At 65.1% G+C, this 15,464-nt stretch carries 18 protein-coding genes; 7 read left to right on the forward strand and 11 right to left on the reverse strand.

Translation table 11 applies throughout. The features are described 5' to 3' along the window. The first annotated feature begins 13 nt into the window (after positions 1-13). Together ACIIOY_RS01960 and pth are read left to right on the forward strand one after the other, a co-directional pair. Positions 14-763 carry a substrate-binding periplasmic protein gene (locus ACIIOY_RS01960; protein WP_411032918.1) on the forward strand — a complete coding sequence of 250 codons (750 nt, stop codon included), beginning with the start codon at positions 14-16 and terminating at the stop codon, positions 761-763. A 71-nt stretch (positions 764-834) separates the two neighbouring features. Continuing rightward, the gene (gene pth / locus ACIIOY_RS01965) at positions 835-1,551 is read left to right on the forward strand and encodes an aminoacyl-tRNA hydrolase (RefSeq protein WP_411032919.1); all 717 of its coding nucleotides are present in this window, start codon (positions 835-837) and stop codon (positions 1,549-1,551) included. Between the two features lie 18 nt (positions 1,552-1,569). Here the strand turns inward: pth and clpS are convergent, their stop codons facing one another. Further along, positions 1,570-1,881 carry an ATP-dependent Clp protease adapter ClpS gene (clpS, locus tag ACIIOY_RS01970; RefSeq protein WP_411032920.1) on the reverse strand — a complete coding sequence of 104 codons (312 nt, stop codon included), beginning with the start codon at positions 1,879-1,881 and terminating at the stop codon, positions 1,570-1,572. A 158-nt stretch (positions 1,882-2,039) separates the two neighbouring features. Between clpS and ychF the strand changes: the two genes are divergently transcribed. Genes ychF through ACIIOY_RS01985 form a run of 3 tightly spaced genes read left to right on the forward strand, consistent with a single transcriptional unit; the run spans position 2,040 to position 4,081 of the window. Continuing rightward, on the forward strand, positions 2,040-3,143 hold the full coding sequence (ychF, locus tag ACIIOY_RS01975; RefSeq protein ID WP_411032921.1) for a redox-regulated ATPase YchF: 1,104 nt from the start codon (positions 2,040-2,042) through the stop codon (positions 3,141-3,143). A 10-nt stretch (positions 3,144-3,153) separates the two neighbouring features. After that, positions 3,154-3,627 (forward strand): MaoC family dehydratase, encoded by a 474-nt coding sequence (locus ACIIOY_RS01980; protein ID WP_411032922.1) that lies wholly within the window; start codon positions 3,154-3,156, stop codon positions 3,625-3,627. Beyond that, the gene (locus ACIIOY_RS01985; RefSeq protein WP_411032923.1) at positions 3,614-4,081 is read left to right on the forward strand and encodes a MaoC family dehydratase; all 468 of its coding nucleotides are present in this window, start codon (positions 3,614-3,616) and stop codon (positions 4,079-4,081) included. The genes ACIIOY_RS01980 and ACIIOY_RS01985 overlap by 14 nt, the downstream gene beginning before the upstream one ends. A gap of 40 nt (positions 4,082-4,121) precedes the next feature. On the opposite strand, the gene ACIIOY_RS01990 is transcribed toward ACIIOY_RS01985, so the two are convergent. The 8 genes from ACIIOY_RS01990 to ACIIOY_RS02025 all read right to left on the reverse strand — a co-directional run bounded on the left by ACIIOY_RS01990 (position 4,122) and on the right by ACIIOY_RS02025 (position 12,297). Beyond that, positions 4,122-4,664: an adenine phosphoribosyltransferase gene (locus tag ACIIOY_RS01990; protein WP_411032924.1), complete on the reverse strand. Its 543-nt coding sequence runs from the start codon at positions 4,662-4,664 to the stop codon at positions 4,122-4,124. A gap of 108 nt (positions 4,665-4,772) precedes the next feature. Beyond that, positions 4,773-5,651, reverse strand: coding sequence for a cytochrome c1 (locus ACIIOY_RS01995; protein ID WP_411032925.1), 879 nt, complete (start codon positions 5,649-5,651; stop codon positions 4,773-4,775). 26 nt (positions 5,652-5,677) lie between these two features. Then, a complete protein-coding gene (locus ACIIOY_RS02000; protein ID WP_411032926.1) occupies positions 5,678-6,946 on the reverse strand; it encodes a cytochrome b in 1,269 nt (422 codons plus the stop codon). A gap of 14 nt (positions 6,947-6,960) precedes the next feature. After that, positions 6,961-7,539: a ubiquinol-cytochrome c reductase iron-sulfur subunit gene (gene petA / locus ACIIOY_RS02005; RefSeq protein ID WP_411032927.1), complete on the reverse strand. Its 579-nt coding sequence runs from the start codon at positions 7,537-7,539 to the stop codon at positions 6,961-6,963. Between the two features lie 266 nt (positions 7,540-7,805). After that, a complete protein-coding gene (locus ACIIOY_RS02010) occupies positions 7,806-9,674 on the reverse strand; it encodes an ABC transporter ATP-binding protein (RefSeq protein WP_411032928.1) in 1,869 nt (622 codons plus the stop codon). An 80-nt stretch (positions 9,675-9,754) separates the two neighbouring features. Beyond that, positions 9,755-10,066 (reverse strand): type II toxin-antitoxin system RelE/ParE family toxin, encoded by a 312-nt coding sequence (locus tag ACIIOY_RS02015; protein ID WP_411032929.1) that lies wholly within the window; start codon positions 10,064-10,066, stop codon positions 9,755-9,757. Further along, complete coding sequence (locus ACIIOY_RS02020; protein WP_411032930.1) at positions 10,063-10,335, reverse strand: type II toxin-antitoxin system ParD family antitoxin; 273 nt, start codon at positions 10,333-10,335, stop codon at positions 10,063-10,065. Before ACIIOY_RS02020 ends, ACIIOY_RS02015 begins: the two co-directional genes overlap by 4 nt. Before the next feature lie 108 nt (positions 10,336-10,443). Continuing rightward, entirely contained in the window at positions 10,444-12,297 is a 1,854-nt protein-coding gene (locus ACIIOY_RS02025) for an ABC transporter ATP-binding protein (protein WP_411032931.1), read from the reverse strand. A 349-nt stretch (positions 12,298-12,646) separates the two neighbouring features. On the opposite strand from ACIIOY_RS02025, the gene ACIIOY_RS02030 reads away from it, so the two are divergent. Continuing rightward, the gene (locus ACIIOY_RS02030) at positions 12,647-13,108 is read left to right on the forward strand and encodes a tRNA (cytidine(34)-2'-O)-methyltransferase (RefSeq protein ID WP_411032932.1); all 462 of its coding nucleotides are present in this window, start codon (positions 12,647-12,649) and stop codon (positions 13,106-13,108) included. Position 13,109: 1 nt separating this feature from the next. Here the strand turns inward: ACIIOY_RS02030 and ACIIOY_RS02035 are convergent, their stop codons facing one another. Both ACIIOY_RS02035 and ACIIOY_RS02040 read right to left on the reverse strand, forming a co-directional pair. Next, positions 13,110-14,318, reverse strand: a complete 1,209-nt coding sequence (locus ACIIOY_RS02035) for an MFS transporter (RefSeq protein WP_411032933.1) — start codon at positions 14,316-14,318, stop codon at positions 13,110-13,112. Continuing rightward, complete coding sequence (locus ACIIOY_RS02040) at positions 14,315-14,887, reverse strand: NADPH-dependent FMN reductase (RefSeq protein WP_411032934.1); 573 nt, start codon at positions 14,885-14,887, stop codon at positions 14,315-14,317. Before ACIIOY_RS02040 ends, ACIIOY_RS02035 begins: the two co-directional genes overlap by 4 nt. 72 nt (positions 14,888-14,959) lie before the next feature. Between ACIIOY_RS02040 and soxR the strand changes: the two genes are divergently transcribed. Further along, positions 14,960-15,430 carry a redox-sensitive transcriptional activator SoxR gene (soxR, locus tag ACIIOY_RS02045; RefSeq protein ID WP_411032935.1) on the forward strand — a complete coding sequence of 157 codons (471 nt, stop codon included), beginning with the start codon at positions 14,960-14,962 and terminating at the stop codon, positions 15,428-15,430. Positions 15,431-15,464: the final 34 nt, after the last annotated feature.

A 15,464-nucleotide genomic window follows, 5' to 3' on the forward strand; every position in this document is an offset into this window, starting at 1 on the left:
CGGGGAGGAGACGATGAAGACGCTGCTCCTGACGCTCTGCCTGTCGCTCGCCCCGCTCTCCGCCCCGCTTGCCGAAACGCTGCATTTCGTCACGGAAGAATACCCGCCCTTCAATTATTCCGAAAACGGCAGGATCACCGGCATCGCGGTCGAGCAGGTCGAGGCGATCGCCAGGGCGGCCGGAATCGACCACACGATCGAGATCATGCCCTGGGCCCGCGCCTTTGCGACCGCGGAAAAGCAGCCGATGCATTGCGTCTTCACGACCGGCTACAATCGGGACCGCGCCCGTCGCTTCGCCTGGGTCAATCCCCTTCTGAAGGACACGATGGTGCTGCTGAAACGCAAGGACGGCAGCAAGGGACCGGCAAGCATGGAAGAGGCGCTCGGCATGAAGGTCGGCTCGCAGCGCGGCGATTTCGGCGCGGAGGCGCTGGAAGACCTGGGGTTCGAGGACATCGACCTTGCCGCCGACATCGACCTTTCCGTGCGCAAGCTCCTCTCCGGCCGCATCGACCTGCTGCCGACCTCCGTCAAGACCTACGAGAACCTGGTGAAGCAGGGCCAGCCGGTCGAAAAGGCGATGCTGATGGCCGGCCAGATCTACGGCATCGCCTGCCACAGGCAGACGCCGCCCGACCTCATCGCGCGTCTCCAGGCGGAACTGGACAAGCTGATCGCAAGCGGCGGGCAGGACCGCATCTTCACCGCCTACGGCCTGCCGCCGAACGCGCATGCGGCGCAGGACGGCGCGGAGAAATGACTGCGGACGGTTGACATCCGGCCGCTTTCGCGGTGGTGAAGGCCGGACACATTCTTTTGGCGGACCATTCCATGCTGATCATCGCCGGCCTCGGCAATCCGGGTGCAAAATATGCGGGCAACCGCCACAATATCGGTTTCATGGCGCTGGACGCGATCCACCGCAAGAACCCGTTTTCCCCTTGGTCCAGGAAATTCAAGGCGGAGATATCCGAAGGGGAGCTTGCCGGCGAGAAGGTGCTGCTCGTCAAGCCGCAGACCTTCATGAACCTTTCCGGCGAATCCGTCGGCGAGGCGATGCGCTTCTACAAGCTCGCCCCGAAGGACATCGTGGCGATCTACGACGAACTGGACCTTGCGCCCGGCAAGGCGCGCATCAAGGTCGGCGGCGGCCATGGCGGGCACAACGGCATCAAGTCGCTCGACGCCCATTGCGGCAAGGACTACCGGCGCCTGCGCCTCGGCATCGGCCATCCGGGCGTCAAGGAACTGGTCACGGGCCACGTGCTCGGCGACTTCGCCAAGGCCGATCACAGCTGGCTCGACCCGCTGCTCGACGAGCTCGCCGTCAACGCCGACATGCTGGTGCGCGGCGAGGATTCGCAGCTCATGAACAAGCTGGCGCTCGCCACCGGCGGCAAGCCGGAGGAGAAGGACACGCCGCCCAGGAAGGCCGCCGGCCAGTCCCACATCCGCCAAGCGCGCAACCATGCCCAGCCGAAGGCATTGCCGACGACCGGGCCGATGGCGGAGATGCTGAAGAAGCTGCTCGGCAACAAGGGCGAATAGGCGCGCCGGAAAGCCGCCCTACTCCTCCGGCTCCGTCTGGAAGAGCAGCGGGAATCCGGCCTCCTTGGCAAGGTCCGTCGCCTCCTTGGCCTTCGTCTCGGCGATGTCGCGCGTGCAGACGACCACCACCGACGTTCCCATCTTGTGCGCGGTCATCATCACCCGGTAGCTCGTCTCCTCGGTCATGCGGAAGACGGCTTTCAGCACCATGACGACGAACTCGTGCGGCGTGTAGTCGTCGTTGACGAGGATGACCTTGTAGAGCCTCGGCCGTTCCAGCTTCGGTTTCGTGACGGTCTTCCGGGTGAGGGTCGTATCACCGTTGCTCATCGGAAGCTCCTTACGCATTGCCTTCGAGCGGTGTGGCCCCATTGTGCACCGCAGGAAGGACGACTTCAAGGCCCGGCGGGGCCGAAGCCCTTGACCGTGCCCCGTCCATCCCCCATAGCGGTGGCAACGATTTTCCTGAGACGAACGGACCATCTTCCATGGGTTTCAAATGCGGTATCGTCGGTCTGCCGAATGTCGGCAAGTCGACCCTCTTCAACGCGCTGACCAAGACGGCGGCCGCCCAGGCGGCGAACTATCCCTTCTGCACGATCGAGCCGAACACCGGTGAGGTGGCGGTGCCTGACCCGCGCATGAAGGCGCTCGCCACCATCGCCGGCTCGAAGGAGATCATCCCGACGCGCATCTCCTTCGTCGACATCGCCGGCCTCGTGCGCGGCGCCTCGAAGGGCGAAGGCCTCGGCAACCAGTTCCTCGCCAACATCCGCGAGGTCGACGCCGTCGTGCATGTGCTGCGCTGCTTCGAGGACACGGACATCACCCATGTCGAGGGCCGGATCGACCCGGTCGCCGACGCCGAGACGATCGAGACCGAACTGATGCTCGCCGACCTCGACAGCCTGGAGCGCCGCGTCGAGCAGACGCGCAAGCGCGCGACCGGCAAGGACAAGGAATCCATCGCGCAGCTTCCGGTCATGGAAGCCTCGTTGAACCTCCTGCGCGAGGGTAAGCCCGTGCGCACGCTGCTCGGCACGCTCGCGCCCGACGAGGTCAGGATCCTTCAGGGCCTCAACCTGCTGACGGCCCACCCGGTTCTCTATGTCTGCAACGTCGCGGAGGCGGATGCGGCGACCGGCAACGAACATACGGAGGCCGTCGCCGAGATGGCAAAGGCCCAGGGCGCGGAAACCGTCATCATCTCCGCCGCCATCGAGGCGGAGGTCGCCCAGCTGCCGGAAGAGGAAGCCAGGGAATTCCTCTCGGCCCTCGGCCTCGAGGAAGCCGGGCTCGACCGGCTCATCCGCGCCGGCTACAAGCTGCTCGACCTCATCACCTATTTCACGGTAGGCCCGAAGGAGACGCGCGCCTGGACGATCGAGCGCGGCACCAAAGCCCCGCAGGCCGCCGGCGTCATCCACTCGGATTTCGAACGCGGCTTCATCCGCGCCAACACGATCGCCTACGACGACTACATCGCGTATAAGGGCGAGGTCGGCGCCAAGGAAGCCGGCAAGGCGCGCGACGAGGGCAAGGAATACGTGGTCCAGGACGGCGACGTCATCCACTTCCGCTTCAACACCTGACGGGGCCGCGATGGACGCGCTGCTCACCTTCGAGGACTTCACCCCGGGGCGCCGTTTCGAGTTCGCGAGGCGGACGCTTAACGCGGACGAGATCGTCGCCTTCGCGCGGGAGTTCGACCCGCAACCGATGCATCTCGACGAAGAAGCCGGCCGTGCCAGCATCCTCGGCGGCCTTGCCGCCTCCGGCTGGCATACCAGCGCGGTCATGATGCGCATGCTCTACGAGGCCTATATCGGACGCTCGGCATCGGAGGGCTCGCCCGGCGTCGACCTCATGGAATGGAAGCGCCCGGTGCTGGCGGGCGACACGCTCGGCGGGCACTGCACGGTGCTCGACGCCCGCGCCTCGCGCTCGCGGCCCGAGATCGGCATCGTAAGGTTCCGCGCCGAGGTGACGAACCAGCGCGGCGAGATCGTCGCGGTCTGCGAATACATCAACATGATGCGCCTTGCCGCGAAAGGAACCGACCATGCGCATGGCTGAGCTCTACCCTTTCGGGCAAACGGTCGAGATCGGCAGCCTCGCCTTCACGGCGGAGGACATCGTGCGCTTCGCGCGCGACTTCGACCCGCAACCCTTCCATCTCGATGCGGAACTGGCCAAGCAGGCGCTCTTCGGCGGGCTCTGTGCGTCCGGCTGGCATTCCAGCGCCGGCTGGATGAAATGCTTCGTGCCGTTCTGGCTGGGCGAATGCAGGCGTCTCGCCCGCGAGGGCATCGCGCCCCCGAAGCTCGGCCCCTCTCCCGGCTTCACGAAGCTCTCCTGGCTGAAGCCCGTCTTCGCCGGCGACACGGTGACCTATTCGGTGACGCTGATGGCCTCGCGGGAGCTCGCCTCGCGCCCCGGCCGCCTGCTCAACACCATCCTGTGCGCCGGCAAGAACCAGCACGGCGAGCCGGTCATCCGGTTCGAGAGCACCGTGCTGGAATTCGCCTGACGCGGAGTGATGCCCGGTTACGGCCGGAGGATCTGCGCGCTCAATGCCCGTCGAAGGCGACCAGCGTGCGCACTTCCACGTCGAGCGCTTCCAGCTTCCTGCGGCCGCCGAGTTCCGGCAGGTCGATGACGAAGCAGGCCGCGACGATGTCGGCGCCCATCTGGCGCAGCAGCTTCACGGCCGCCTCCGCCGTGCCGCCCGTGGCGATCAGGTCGTCGACGAGGATCACCTTCTCGCCCGGCTTGATCGCGTCCCTGTGCATCTCCATCTCGTCCACGCCGTATTCCAGGCTGTAGGCGATGCGCACGGTCTCGTGCGGCAGCTTGCCCTTCTTGCGGATCGGCACGAAGCCGGTCGACAGCTGGTGTGCCATGGCCCCGCCGAGGATGAAGCCGCGCGCCTCGATGCCGGCGACCTTGGCGACGCCGATGCCGGCATAGGGGTGCACCAGCTCGTCCACCGCACGGCGGAAGGCACGCGGATTGCCGAGCAGCGTGGTGATGTCGCGGAACGTGATGCCCGGCTTCGGATAGTCCGGGATGTTGCGGATCGCGGCGACGAGTTCTTTTTCGAGCGTGGACATGGGTTTCCCGACTGCGGAGGGCTTCGCCCGTTTATTGCAGGTGCGGCGGCGTCCCTCAACAGAAAAGGCGGCCCGAAGGCCGCCTTTCGAACCGGGCGGCAAGGCCGCTCAGTGTTCCTTGTTCGCGTAGACCGACTTCTTCGTCAGGTAGATGAGGCCGGTGAAGATCACCAGGAAGACCATGACCATGAAGCCGGTGCGCTTGCGCTCTTCCAGGTGCGGCTCGGCGGCCCACATCAGGAAGGCGGAGACGTCGCGGGCATACTGGTCGACCGTCTGCGGCGAACCGTCGTCATAGGTGACCTGGTCGTCGGAGATCGGCTTGGCCATCGCGAGCGCGGCGGCGTTTGCGAAATACGGGTTGTAGTGCGTGCCTTCCGCGACTTCGATATGCGCCGGAACCTCTTCATCGTAACCCGTCAGCAGCGAGTAGATGTAGTCCGGGCCGCCTTCCTGGTACTGGGTGAAGATGTCGAAGATGAACTGCGGGAAGCCGCGGGTGATGCCGCGCGCCTTGGCGATCAGCGAGAAGTCCGGCGGCGCCGCGCCGTTGTTCGAGGCTGCCGCCGCCTCGGCATTGGCATAGGGCGACGGGAAGTAATCGGACGGGACGGCCTTGCGGGTGAACATCTCACCGTCGCTGTTCGGACCGTCCTGCACTTCGTAGTTCGCCGCGAAGGCCTTCACCTGCGCTTCCGAATAGCCGAGGTCCTCCAGGGTGCGGAAGGCCACCAGGCTCATCGAATGGCAGGCAGAACAGACTTCGGTGTAGACCTTCAGGCCGCGCTGCAGCTGGCCCTTGTCGTACTTGCCGAACGGACCGGCGAAGGTCCAGTCCTGCTGCTTCGGCTTGTGAAGCGGATAGTGGGGCGTGGCGTGTTCGGCTTCGGCGCCACCGGCGGCATGCTCGTCCTGCGCGGTTGCGAACGAGACGCCGACACCGGCGAGGAGAGCGAGCGAGAGAGCGCCTGCAACAAGCTTTTTCATTGTCATGGTTCCTTTCGTCGCTCGCATCAGGCCTTGGCCGCCTTGGCGTTCTTCTGCTCCAGAACCGCTTCCGTGATCGAATTCGGAATGCGCTTCGGGGTTTCGATCAGGCCGAGCAGCGGCATGATGACGATGAAGAAGCCGAAGTAGTAAAGCGTGCCGAGCTGCGAAAGGATGACGTAGATGCCTTCTGCGGGCATGGCGCCGAGCCAGCCGAGCATGATGGCGTTGGCCACGAAGATCCAGAAGAACAGCTTGTACCACGGGCGGTAGACGGCGGAACGAACCTTGGAGGTGTCGAGCCACGGCAGGAAGAACAGGATGATGATCGAGCCGAACATCACCAGGACGCCGCCCAGCTTGGAGTCGATCGGGCCGATGTTGAAGGTGATGGCGCGCAGCATCGCGTAGAACGGCAGGTAGTACCATTCCGGAACGATGTGGGCCGGGGTCTTCAGCGGGTCGGCCGGGATGTAGTTGTCCGGGTGGCCGAGGTAGTTCGGCATGTAGAAGATGAACCAGGCGAAGACGATCAGGAAGACCGAGACGCCGAGCGCGTCCTTGAGCGTCGCATAGGGCGTGAAGGCGACGGTGTCGGTCTTGGACTTCACCTCGACGCCGGTCGGGTTCGTCTGGCCGGTGACGTGCAGCGCCCAGATGTGCAGGACGACGACGCCCGCGATCATGAAGGGCAGGAGGTAGTGCAGCGCGAAGAAGCGGTTCAGCGTCGGGTTGTCGACCGCAAAGCCGCCGAGCAGGAACTGCTGGATCCACTCGCCGACCCACGGGAAGGCCGAGAAGAAGCCGGTGATGACGGTCGCGCCCCAGAAGGACATCTGGCCCCAGGGCAGCACGTAGCCCATGAAGCCGGTGGCCATCATGAGCAGGTAGATCACCACGCCGAGGATCCAGAGGATTTCGCGCGGCGCCTTGTAGGAGCCGTAGTAGAGGCCGCGGGCGATGTGCAGGTAGACCGCGATGAAGAAGAAGGACGCGCCGTTGGCGTGCATGTAGCGCAGCAGCCAGCCGTGGTTCACGTCGCGCATGATCTTCTCGACCGAGTTGAACGCGACCGAGGTTTCGGCGGCGTAATGCATGGCCAGGACGATGCCGGTCAGGATCTGCACGATCAGCATCACCGACAGCATGGCGCCGAAGGTGTAGGCATAGTTCAGGTTGCGCGGAACCGGGTAGGAGACGAAGCTGTCATGGATCATGCGCGGCAGAGGCAGGCGCGAATCGACCCATTTTTCGATGCCAGTCGTCGGCTGGTAGGTTGAATGTTCAGCACTCATTATCAGTAGTCCCCTCAACCGATCTTGATAACTGTGTCGGAAACGAACGAGAAGGTCGGCACGGGAAGGTTCTCGGGCGCCGGGCCCTTACGGATGCGGCCGGCGGTATCGTAGTGAGAACCATGACAGGGACAGAACCATCCGCCGAAATCGCCGGCCTGGCCGAGCGGAACACAGCCGAGATGCGTGCACGAACCGATCATGACGATCCAGTTCTCCTTGCCCTCGCCGGCGGAGCGCTCGAGGTCCGTCGCCTGCGCGTCGGAAGCGACGTTGGCGTTGCGTGCCAGCGGGTCCTTGAGGTCGGAAAGCTGGACGGCCTTGGCCTCCTCGACTTCCTTGTCCGTGCGGTTGCGGATGAAGACCGGCTTGCCGCGCCACTTGGCCGTCAGCGACATGCCCGGCTCGAGACTGGAGACGTCGACCTCGATGGAGGCGAGCGCCAGCGTGGATGCATCCGGGCGCATCTGGTCGATGAACGGCCAGGCCACGGACACGGCGCCCACGACGCCCGCCATCCCGGTGGTCAGGTAAAGGAAATCGCGGCGAGTGGGCTCGCCCAGGGATTCGCTTGATGTCTCGTGTTCGCTCACGGCTAAACCATCCTCTCACGCAATGTCTGCGGAAACCGCAACGCCCCCTGTGGAAACCGGCAAGATCCGGACACAATACGGCCATAGATTCCCCGTCAATCCGGCGCGTTCTATGCTTGATCGCAAATTATGTCCAGCCTTGGCAAGGGGAGGTGGGCACATTGTCGCGGGAAAACGGTTGGGGCTTGACAGAGATCAGGCCGGCGCCGGAAAGGCCAACCGTTTCAAGGCACAAAGACTTGCCCGTCCGCGACCGGAGAGGCGTCCTATTGCGCAGCTTCCTCATGGCCGAGGAAGCCGCCCGATTGGCGCGACCAGAGATCCGCATAGAGCCCGCCCCGCGCGACGAGCTGCGCATGCGTGCCCTCTTCCACGATGTGGCCGCGGTCCATGACGATCAGGCGATCGAGTGCGGCGATCGTCGAGAGGCGATGGGCGATGGCGAGCACCGTCTTGCCGCGCATCAGCCGTTCGAGGTTCGACTGGATCGCCGCCTCGACCTCGGAATCGAGCGCCGACGTCGCCTCGTCCAGAACGAGGATCGGCGCATCCTTCAGCATGACGCGGGCGATCGCGATGCGCTGGCGCTGGCCGCCCGAAAGCTTCACCCCGCGTTCGCCCACATGGGCATCGTAGCCCCTGCGGCCGCGCTGGTCCTCCAGCTGGAGGATGAAATCGTGCGCCTCCGCCTTCCTGGCCGCCTCGATCAGCTCGGCCTCGCTCGCCTCGGGATTGCCGAAGAGGATGTTGTCGCGGATCGAGCGGTGGAGCAGCGCCGTATCCTGGCTGACCATGCCGATATTGGCGCGCAGGCTCTCCTGCGTGACGGCGGCGATGTCCTGCCCGCCGACGAGGATGCGCCCGCCTTCGAGGTCGTAGAAGCGTAAGAGAAGGTTGACGAGCGTCGACTTGCCCGCTCCCGACCGCCCGACGATGCCGACCTTCTCGCCCGGCTGGATCGCGAGCGTCAGGTCGTCGATGACGCCGGACCTGCGGCCGTAGTGGAAGCGGACGTTCTCGAAGCGGATGTCGGGACGCGAAACCTTCATTTCCTGCGCGTCCGGCCTGTCGACGAGGCCGATCGGCTGGGAGATGAGATCGGCCGAATTCTGGATCGTGCCGATATTGCGCATGATGCTGTTGAGCTGGGTCATCAGCCGGTTGAGCAGGAAGTTCAGCCGCAGCACCAGCGCCATGGTGAAGGCAACGGCGCCGGAGCTGATGATGCCGCCGAGCCAGAGATGGATGCACAGCACCGCCATGCCGGCGATCATCAGGCCAGAGAGGAACGCCATCGACGCGCGCACGGCCGTCAGCAGCCGCGTGAACCGCAGGATCGTGCCCTGGAAGATGTCGAAGCCGTCGCGCATGTAGCGGTCGTTCGCCTCGTCGCGGCCGAAGAGCTTCAGCGTCTGGATGTTGGAATAGGCGTCGACCATGCGTCCGCTGATCATCGAGGCGGCTTCCGCCGAAAGGCGCGAATGCTCGCGGATGCGCGGCACGAAATAGCGCGCCAGCACCGCGAAGACCGACAGCCACACGAGAAGGACCGCCGCCAGCCGCCAGTCGAGCTGGCCGAGCAGCACGAGCGTCGAAGCCGTGTAGATCGTCACGAACCACACGCTTTCCATGAAGGAGGTGATGACGTCTCCCGTCGCCTGCCCCGCCGACCAGACCTTGGTGACGATGCGGCCGGAAAAGTCGTTCTGGAAAAAGGAGAGCGACTGGCGCGCCACGTGCACATAGGACTGCCAGCGCACCAGATTGTAGAAGCCGGGCGTGATGACCTGCTGGTCGACGAGCGCGGTGAGAAAGGCGACGACGAAACGCACGATGCCGATGAGGAGGAGCATCATCAGGAGCTCCGGCCCGTGGGCCGAGAGCAGCCCGCCCCACCCCTCTTCCGGCCGGATGGTCGCCAGCACGTCCACCAGCCGCCCGACGAACCAGAACGTCGCCGCCTCGATGCCGGCCGTGATGCCGCCGAGCACCAGCAGCGCCGCAAACGGCGCCTTCGCCTGGCCGACATAGAACCAGATGAAGGCGAGCAGGCCCTTCGGAGGCCGCAGGTCGTCCCGCCGCGCGAAGGGCTGGATCCAGTTCTCGAAGAAGGAGAAAAGCGGGCGGAAGATCATGCCCCCGATATAGGCCCTTTTGGGCGGCGGGCAAATTAAAGATCGGAAAGGTGGAGGCGGGCATACAAGGCGGGCTGGACCTATTGCTCCAGAATGCGCTCGATGTCCCGACGCCCATGAAGAATGCGGACGATCGCAAGCTCATCGGCCGAAACGAGGTAGTAGATTTTCAGATCATCGAAACCCTCGATGGACCACGTCCTCAAACCGGCAAGCCGGCGGTTTTTCATGGCACGCGGCGAGCCGGCATGAGGGGTGTGGGAGATATGCTCGACCGCGGTACGGGTTGCCGCGAGGAAGCGATCGGCCACTTGCTTCTGCCCGATTTCAATGAAGTAGCCGAACTGCCGGATGATATCGGCGCGGGCCGACGGAAGGACAATCGTTTTCAACGCACACCGCTTTTGCGCGGGCGTGCGGCAAGAAGCTGGGCGGCCTCGGCTTTCAGTTCCGTCCAGAATTCGGCATCGGGCACCTCGCCCTTGCCGGATGCCAGCCCTTCAAGGAGAAGCTGCTCCAAACGCGCTTCATTCTCTTTTTCCTGGGCATCGCGCAGCAGGCTGCGGAAATATTCGCTGACATTGCCGTAACCCTTCGCCTCGATCTGGTTCTCGACGAAGGACTTGAGGGTGTCGGGCAGGGAAATCGTGATCGTGGCCATGACATGCTCCTTGGAGTCACAACATACCACCGCCCGCGAACAAATCCCAATAGATAAGAACAATTATGAAGACACCCTTTTCATCGAAAAAGGGTGTCTTCATTCCATTTACTCCGCCGCCACTTCCGCCTCCGTGTCGTCGGCGATGAAGCCGCCGGACTGGCGGGTCCAGAGGTCCGCGTAGATGCCGCCCCGGGCGACCAGCTCGGCGTGGGTGCCCATCTCGTGGATGCGCCCCTTGTCGAGCACGACGAGGCGGTCCATCTCCGTCAGCGTCGAGAGGCGGTGGGCGATCGCGATCACCGTCTTGCCCTCCATCAGGGCGAAGAGGTTCTCCTGGATCGCCGCCTCGACCTCGGAGTCGAGCGCCGAGGTCGCCTCGTCCAGCACCAGGATCGGCGCGTCCTTGAGGAAGACGCGGGCGATCGCGATGCGCTGGCGCTGGCCGCCGGAGAGCTTCACGCCACGCTCGCCGACCTGGGCGTCGAGCGCGGCGCGGCCCTGTTGGTCGACGAGGCTTTCGATGAAGTCCCAGGCGTTCGCCTTCTTCGCCGCCTCGATGATCTCCGCATCCGTCGCCTCCGGCTTGCCGTAGGCGATGTTGTCGCGGATCGAGCGGTGCAGGAGCGAGGTGTCCTGCGTCACCACGCCGATCTGCGAGCGAAGGCTGTCCTGCGTGACCGTGGCGATGTCCTTGCCGTCGATCGTGATCCTGCCCGACTCCAGGTCGTAGAACCGGAGCAGCACGTTCATCAGCGTCGTCTTGCCGGCGCCGGAGCGGCCGACGAGGCCGACCTTCTCGCCCGCCCCGATCGACAGCGACAGGTCCTCGATCACGCCCTTGTTCTTGCCGTAGTGGAAGCGGACGTGGTCGAACTCGATCGCGCCCCTGGCGGCCTGCAGCGCAGGCGCGCCGGGACGGTCCTTGATGTCGTGCGGCTTGGTCATCATGCCCATGCCGTCGTAGACCGTGCCGATGTTCTCGAAGAGCGCGGTCACCTCCCACATCACCCACTGCGACATGCCGTTGATGCGCATGGCAAGGCCGATCGCCACCGCCACGGCACCGACGGTCACGTCGCCCGACATCCAGAAATGGATGCCGATGGAGGCCGTCAGGAACATCGCGATGACATTGTTGATGTCGATTGCGATGTTGAACTTCGTGATGAGCCGCATCTGCTTGTGCACGGTGAGGAGGAATTCGTTCATGCCTTCGCGGGCATAGGTCTCCTCGCGGCCGGCATGCGAGAACAGCTTGACCGTCGCGATGTTGGTGTAGCTGTCGACGATCCGGCCCGTCATCATCGAGCGCGCATCCGCCTGCTCGCGCGAAACGACCATGAGCTTCGGCACGAAGTAGCGCAGGATGCACACATAGATCACGAACCAGATGAGCAGCGGCACGACGAGGCGCAGCTCCGCCGAGGCGATGATCGCGATCATCGAGACGAAGTAGCTCACCACATAGATGAAGACGTCGATGATCTTCATCACCGTCTCGCGCACGGCGAGCGACGTCTGCATGACCTTCGTCGAGACGCGGCCGGCGAACTCGTTGGAGAAGAAGGTCATGCTCTGGCGGATCAGGTAGCGGTGCATCTGCCAGCGGGCGATCATCGGGAAGTTGCCCGCGAGCGCCTGGTGCATCGTCATCGTGTGGAGCGCGCCGACACCCGGAATGAGGACGAGCAGCAGAACGGCCATCCAGGCCAGCGTGTCGCCCTCCCGGGCGAGGAACGTGCCGGGATCGCCCGCCGACAGCCAGTCCACGATATTGCCGAGGAGCTGGAACAGCACGACTTCCGCAATCCCGAGCACCATGGAGCAGAAGCCGAGCAGCACCAGCCACGGCGCGGCGGGGCGCGTGTAATGCCACAGGAAGGCGAAAAGTCCCTTCGGCGGAAGCGAAGGCGCCTCGGAAGGATAGGGATTCAAACGTCTTTCGAACCAGCCGAACATGGCTTTCTCCGTAATATCAAAGACGGACCCGGCACGGACGGCGCGAAAGCGGGCGCAGTCGGGAGCGGGGCTCCGGTAGGAATGCCGGGCGGCGGAAAGGCGTCACGCGGCGAATTGAAATGAAGGCAGGAGGGAGTTTGGGCGGCGAAACGCCTAGGCGAGAAGAGGCGTCAATCCAGCCGGGAGGCGTAGCCGATGCGTGATATTCATCTTGGTCCTCCCTCTTCTCGCGTTGCAGATGCGCCTTGGTTAGCCTGAAACGACGCAATTTGCCAGTCACTTTGTCGCAATTTCGCGGCGCGGGGCAATTCTGTTGCCATATCACCACATCCGGGCTAGGCGACAGCCCATGTCCGACCTGCGCATCGCCCTCTACCAGCCCGACATTGCCGGCAATACCGGCACGATCCTGCGTTTCGCCGCCTGCCTCGGCCTGTCGGTCGACATCATCGAGCCGGCCGGCTTCGACATGTCCGACCGCAGCCTGAAACGCGCCGGCATGGACTATCTCGCCGCCGTGACGCTCGTGCGGCACGTGAGCTGGGACCGCTTCGAGGAATGGCGGGCGGCGAGCGGCCGCCGCCTCGTGCTCGCCTCCACCAGGGCCGCTGAGCGCTACACGGACTTCGCCTACCGGCCGGACGACATCCTGCTCCTCGGCCGCGAAAGCGCCGGCGTGCCGGACCGGGTGCATGAGATCGCGGACGGCAAGGTGCTCATTCCCATGGTCGCGGGCCAGCGTTCCATCAACGTCGCGCTCTCGGCCGCGATGATCTGCGGCGAGGCGCTGCGCCAGACGGGCTTTGCCTGACCTAGCCATCGCCCGGCCCAAGCAGCCGGACGGCAAAGGCCCCGACACCGAAGACCAGGACGGCGGCGCCGACGATGGCGTAGGCGCCGTCGTAGCCCCCTGCGGCGATGAGCGGCTGCGAGACGACCGGCGAGAGGAACTGGCCGGCGAAGATGCTGGAAACCAGGAGGCCGGAGACGCGGCCGCGCAGGGCGGGCGGCGCCAGCAGCATGGCGGCGGCGGCGAAGTTCGGCATGATCGTGCCCATGCAGACGCCGGAGACGGCCATGGCGGCGAGCACGCTGCCATAGCTTTGCGCACCCGCAAGAAGCAGGAACGAAACGCCTGCCGAAAGGAAGCCGAGGCCGAAGACGCCCATGATCCCGAGCAGGCGGCGGAAGGGCGCGAAGGCAAGGGCGCTCACCACGCCGACGAGCTGGCCCGCGCCGATCGCCGTCCCCGCAAGGCTCGGCGCGGAAAAACCGAGCGATTCGAGATAGAAAGGCAGCTGCGTCGGGATCATGTAGAAAGCGATCATGTTGGCCGCGGCGGCGATGAACAGCAGGCCGAGCAGCACGGCCCTGCGCCCGCCGAGCCTGCCCTCTCCCGCCGCCGGGTCGGCCGGGCGGATCCGGCGCGGCTCCTCCAGGAAGACCACCGCCGCCGGCAGCAGCAGGACCGCCACGGTGTAGATGAGGAACGGCCCGCGCCAGTGCACTTCCGCAAGGAAGCCCCCGCCCGTCAGGAAGATCGTGCCGCCGATGCCGACGAAAGCCTGCTGCAGGCCCATGTAGCGGTCGCGCGCCGGCCCCTGGAAGAAGTCGCCGACGAGCGCCGTCGTCGCGGTCATGATGCCGCCGACCGCAATGCCGAGCACGGCGCGGCCGGCCAGCAGGCCGGGCAGCGTATCGAGGAAAAGCCCCGAGGCGCCCGCGACGGCGAAGAGGGCGAGCGAGGCAAGGAGCAGCGGCTTGCGGCCGAAGCTGTCGACGAGGAAGCCCGCTGCCGGGGAGAACACGGCGATGAACACCGCCGGCAGCGTCAGCACCAGCCGGCTGAGCAGCGCCACGTTCTCCACATCGGCAAAACGCGCCGCAATGCCCGGCAGCGAGGCGGAGATCGTCGCGCCGGACATGATGGTGAGCGTGCTGATGAGGAGCAGCGTCGCATTGCGCCGGAACTCCTGCGGGGAGCGGGCAACCTCTGCCGTCGCGTAGTGTTCCGGTTTCATGCCGCCGCCTCGTCATAGCGTGTCGCGATGCGCGCCGCCTTCAGCGCGTTGGCCCACCAGGTAAGGCGTTTCATCAGCACGGCAAGCTGTCCGTTGAGCTGGCCGGGCCGGAAGGGGTTGCCGGCGGGGTCGAACTGTGTCCAGGCATGGGCAAGGCTCACCGTCTCGCGGATCGCCACGGCATGCAGCTCGGCAAAGACCAGCCGCAACTGCTCCACGGCGCGCAGGCCGCCGGAAACGCCGCCGTAGGAAATGAAGGCGACGGGCTTGGCATGCCAGGGCCGGAAGCAGCAATCGATGACCGCCTTCAGCGCGGCCGGATAGGCGTGGTTGTATTCCGGCGTGAGCACCAGGAAGGCATCCGCCTGCGAGATCCGGCTTTCGACCAGCTCCGCCGAGGCCTCGTCCAGGCCGCCGGGCGTGAAGACCAGTTCAGCCGGGTCGATGCGGATGATGTCGTACTGGCCGAAGCCGGCAAGCTCCGGTTCCAGCCATCCCGCGATCGTATCGGCAAAACGTCCCTCGCGGCCGCTGCCATAGATGAGGGCGATGGTGAGTCTCTCTGTCATGCGGATTTGCTCCGTGTTGGAAAACCGGGGAGCCGCTGGTATAAAACCTCAACCATAGTTGAGGTCAACAGCATGACGGAAAAATGTCCGAAGGACGCGATGCCCCGCGAGCTCAGCGTCGGCGAGGTCGCCGAGCGCAGCGGGATCGCGGTATCGACATTGCATTTCTACGAGGCGAAGGGGCTGATCCGCAGCCGGAGGAATCGCGGCAACCAGCGGCGCTATCCGCGCAGCATCCTGCGCCGGGTCGCGGTGATCAAGGTGGCGCAGCGCACCGGCATCCCACTTTCCGAGATCGCGGACGCCCTCACCGTTCTGCCGCACGACAGGCCGCTGACGGCGCAGGACTGGCGCAAACTCTCCGAAAGCTGGCGCGGCCAGCTCGACGAGCGCATCGCACGGCTCACCAAGCTGCGCAACCAGCTCGACGGCTGCATCGGCTGCGGCTGCCTCTCCATGCGGGATTGCCCGCTGCGCAATCCGATGGACACGCTGGCGGCGGAAGGGCCTGGGCCAAGACTGCTCGAACCCGACCGGTCCTAGAGCATCTCGCCCTATCTCTTGTCTTCACGCAGTT

It is taken from the genome of Shinella agrisoli, assembly GCF_046557955.1.
GTDB lineage: Bacteria > Pseudomonadota > Alphaproteobacteria > Rhizobiales > Rhizobiaceae > Shinella.

Bases quoted from the DNA above. Each gene is read 5' to 3' on its own strand.
- ACIIOY_RS01960 (WP_411032918.1), top strand. From the start codon at position 14: ATGAAGACGCTGCTCCTGACGCTCTGCCTGTCGCTCGCCCCGCTCTCC.
- pth (WP_411032919.1), top strand. From the start codon at position 835: ATGCTGATCATCGCCGGCCTCGGCAATCCGGGTGCAAAATATGCGGGC.
- clpS (WP_411032920.1), bottom strand. From the start codon at position 1,881: ATGAGCAACGGTGATACGACCCTCACCCGGAAGACCGTCACGAAACCG.
- ychF (WP_411032921.1), top strand. From the start codon at position 2,040: ATGGGTTTCAAATGCGGTATCGTCGGTCTGCCGAATGTCGGCAAGTCG.
- ACIIOY_RS01980 (WP_411032922.1), top strand. From the start codon at position 3,154: ATGGACGCGCTGCTCACCTTCGAGGACTTCACCCCGGGGCGCCGTTTC.
- ACIIOY_RS01985 (WP_411032923.1), top strand. From the start codon at position 3,614: ATGCGCATGGCTGAGCTCTACCCTTTCGGGCAAACGGTCGAGATCGGC.
- ACIIOY_RS01990 (WP_411032924.1), bottom strand. From the start codon at position 4,664: ATGTCCACGCTCGAAAAAGAACTCGTCGCCGCGATCCGCAACATCCCG.
- ACIIOY_RS01995 (WP_411032925.1), bottom strand. From the start codon at position 5,651: ATGAAAAAGCTTGTTGCAGGCGCTCTCTCGCTCGCTCTCCTCGCCGGT.
- ACIIOY_RS02000 (WP_411032926.1), bottom strand. From the start codon at position 6,946: ATGAGTGCTGAACATTCAACCTACCAGCCGACGACTGGCATCGAAAAA.
- ACIIOY_RS02010 (WP_411032928.1), bottom strand. From the start codon at position 9,674: ATGATCTTCCGCCCGCTTTTCTCCTTCTTCGAGAACTGGATCCAGCCC.
- ACIIOY_RS02020 (WP_411032930.1), bottom strand. From the start codon at position 10,335: ATGGCCACGATCACGATTTCCCTGCCCGACACCCTCAAGTCCTTCGTC.
- ACIIOY_RS02025 (WP_411032931.1), bottom strand. From the start codon at position 12,297: ATGTTCGGCTGGTTCGAAAGACGTTTGAATCCCTATCCTTCCGAGGCG.
- ACIIOY_RS02030 (WP_411032932.1), top strand. From the start codon at position 12,647: ATGTCCGACCTGCGCATCGCCCTCTACCAGCCCGACATTGCCGGCAAT.
- ACIIOY_RS02035 (WP_411032933.1), bottom strand. From the start codon at position 14,318: ATGAAACCGGAACACTACGCGACGGCAGAGGTTGCCCGCTCCCCGCAG.
- ACIIOY_RS02040 (WP_411032934.1), bottom strand. From the start codon at position 14,887: ATGACAGAGAGACTCACCATCGCCCTCATCTATGGCAGCGGCCGCGAG.
- soxR (WP_411032935.1), top strand. From the start codon at position 14,960: ATGACGGAAAAATGTCCGAAGGACGCGATGCCCCGCGAGCTCAGCGTC.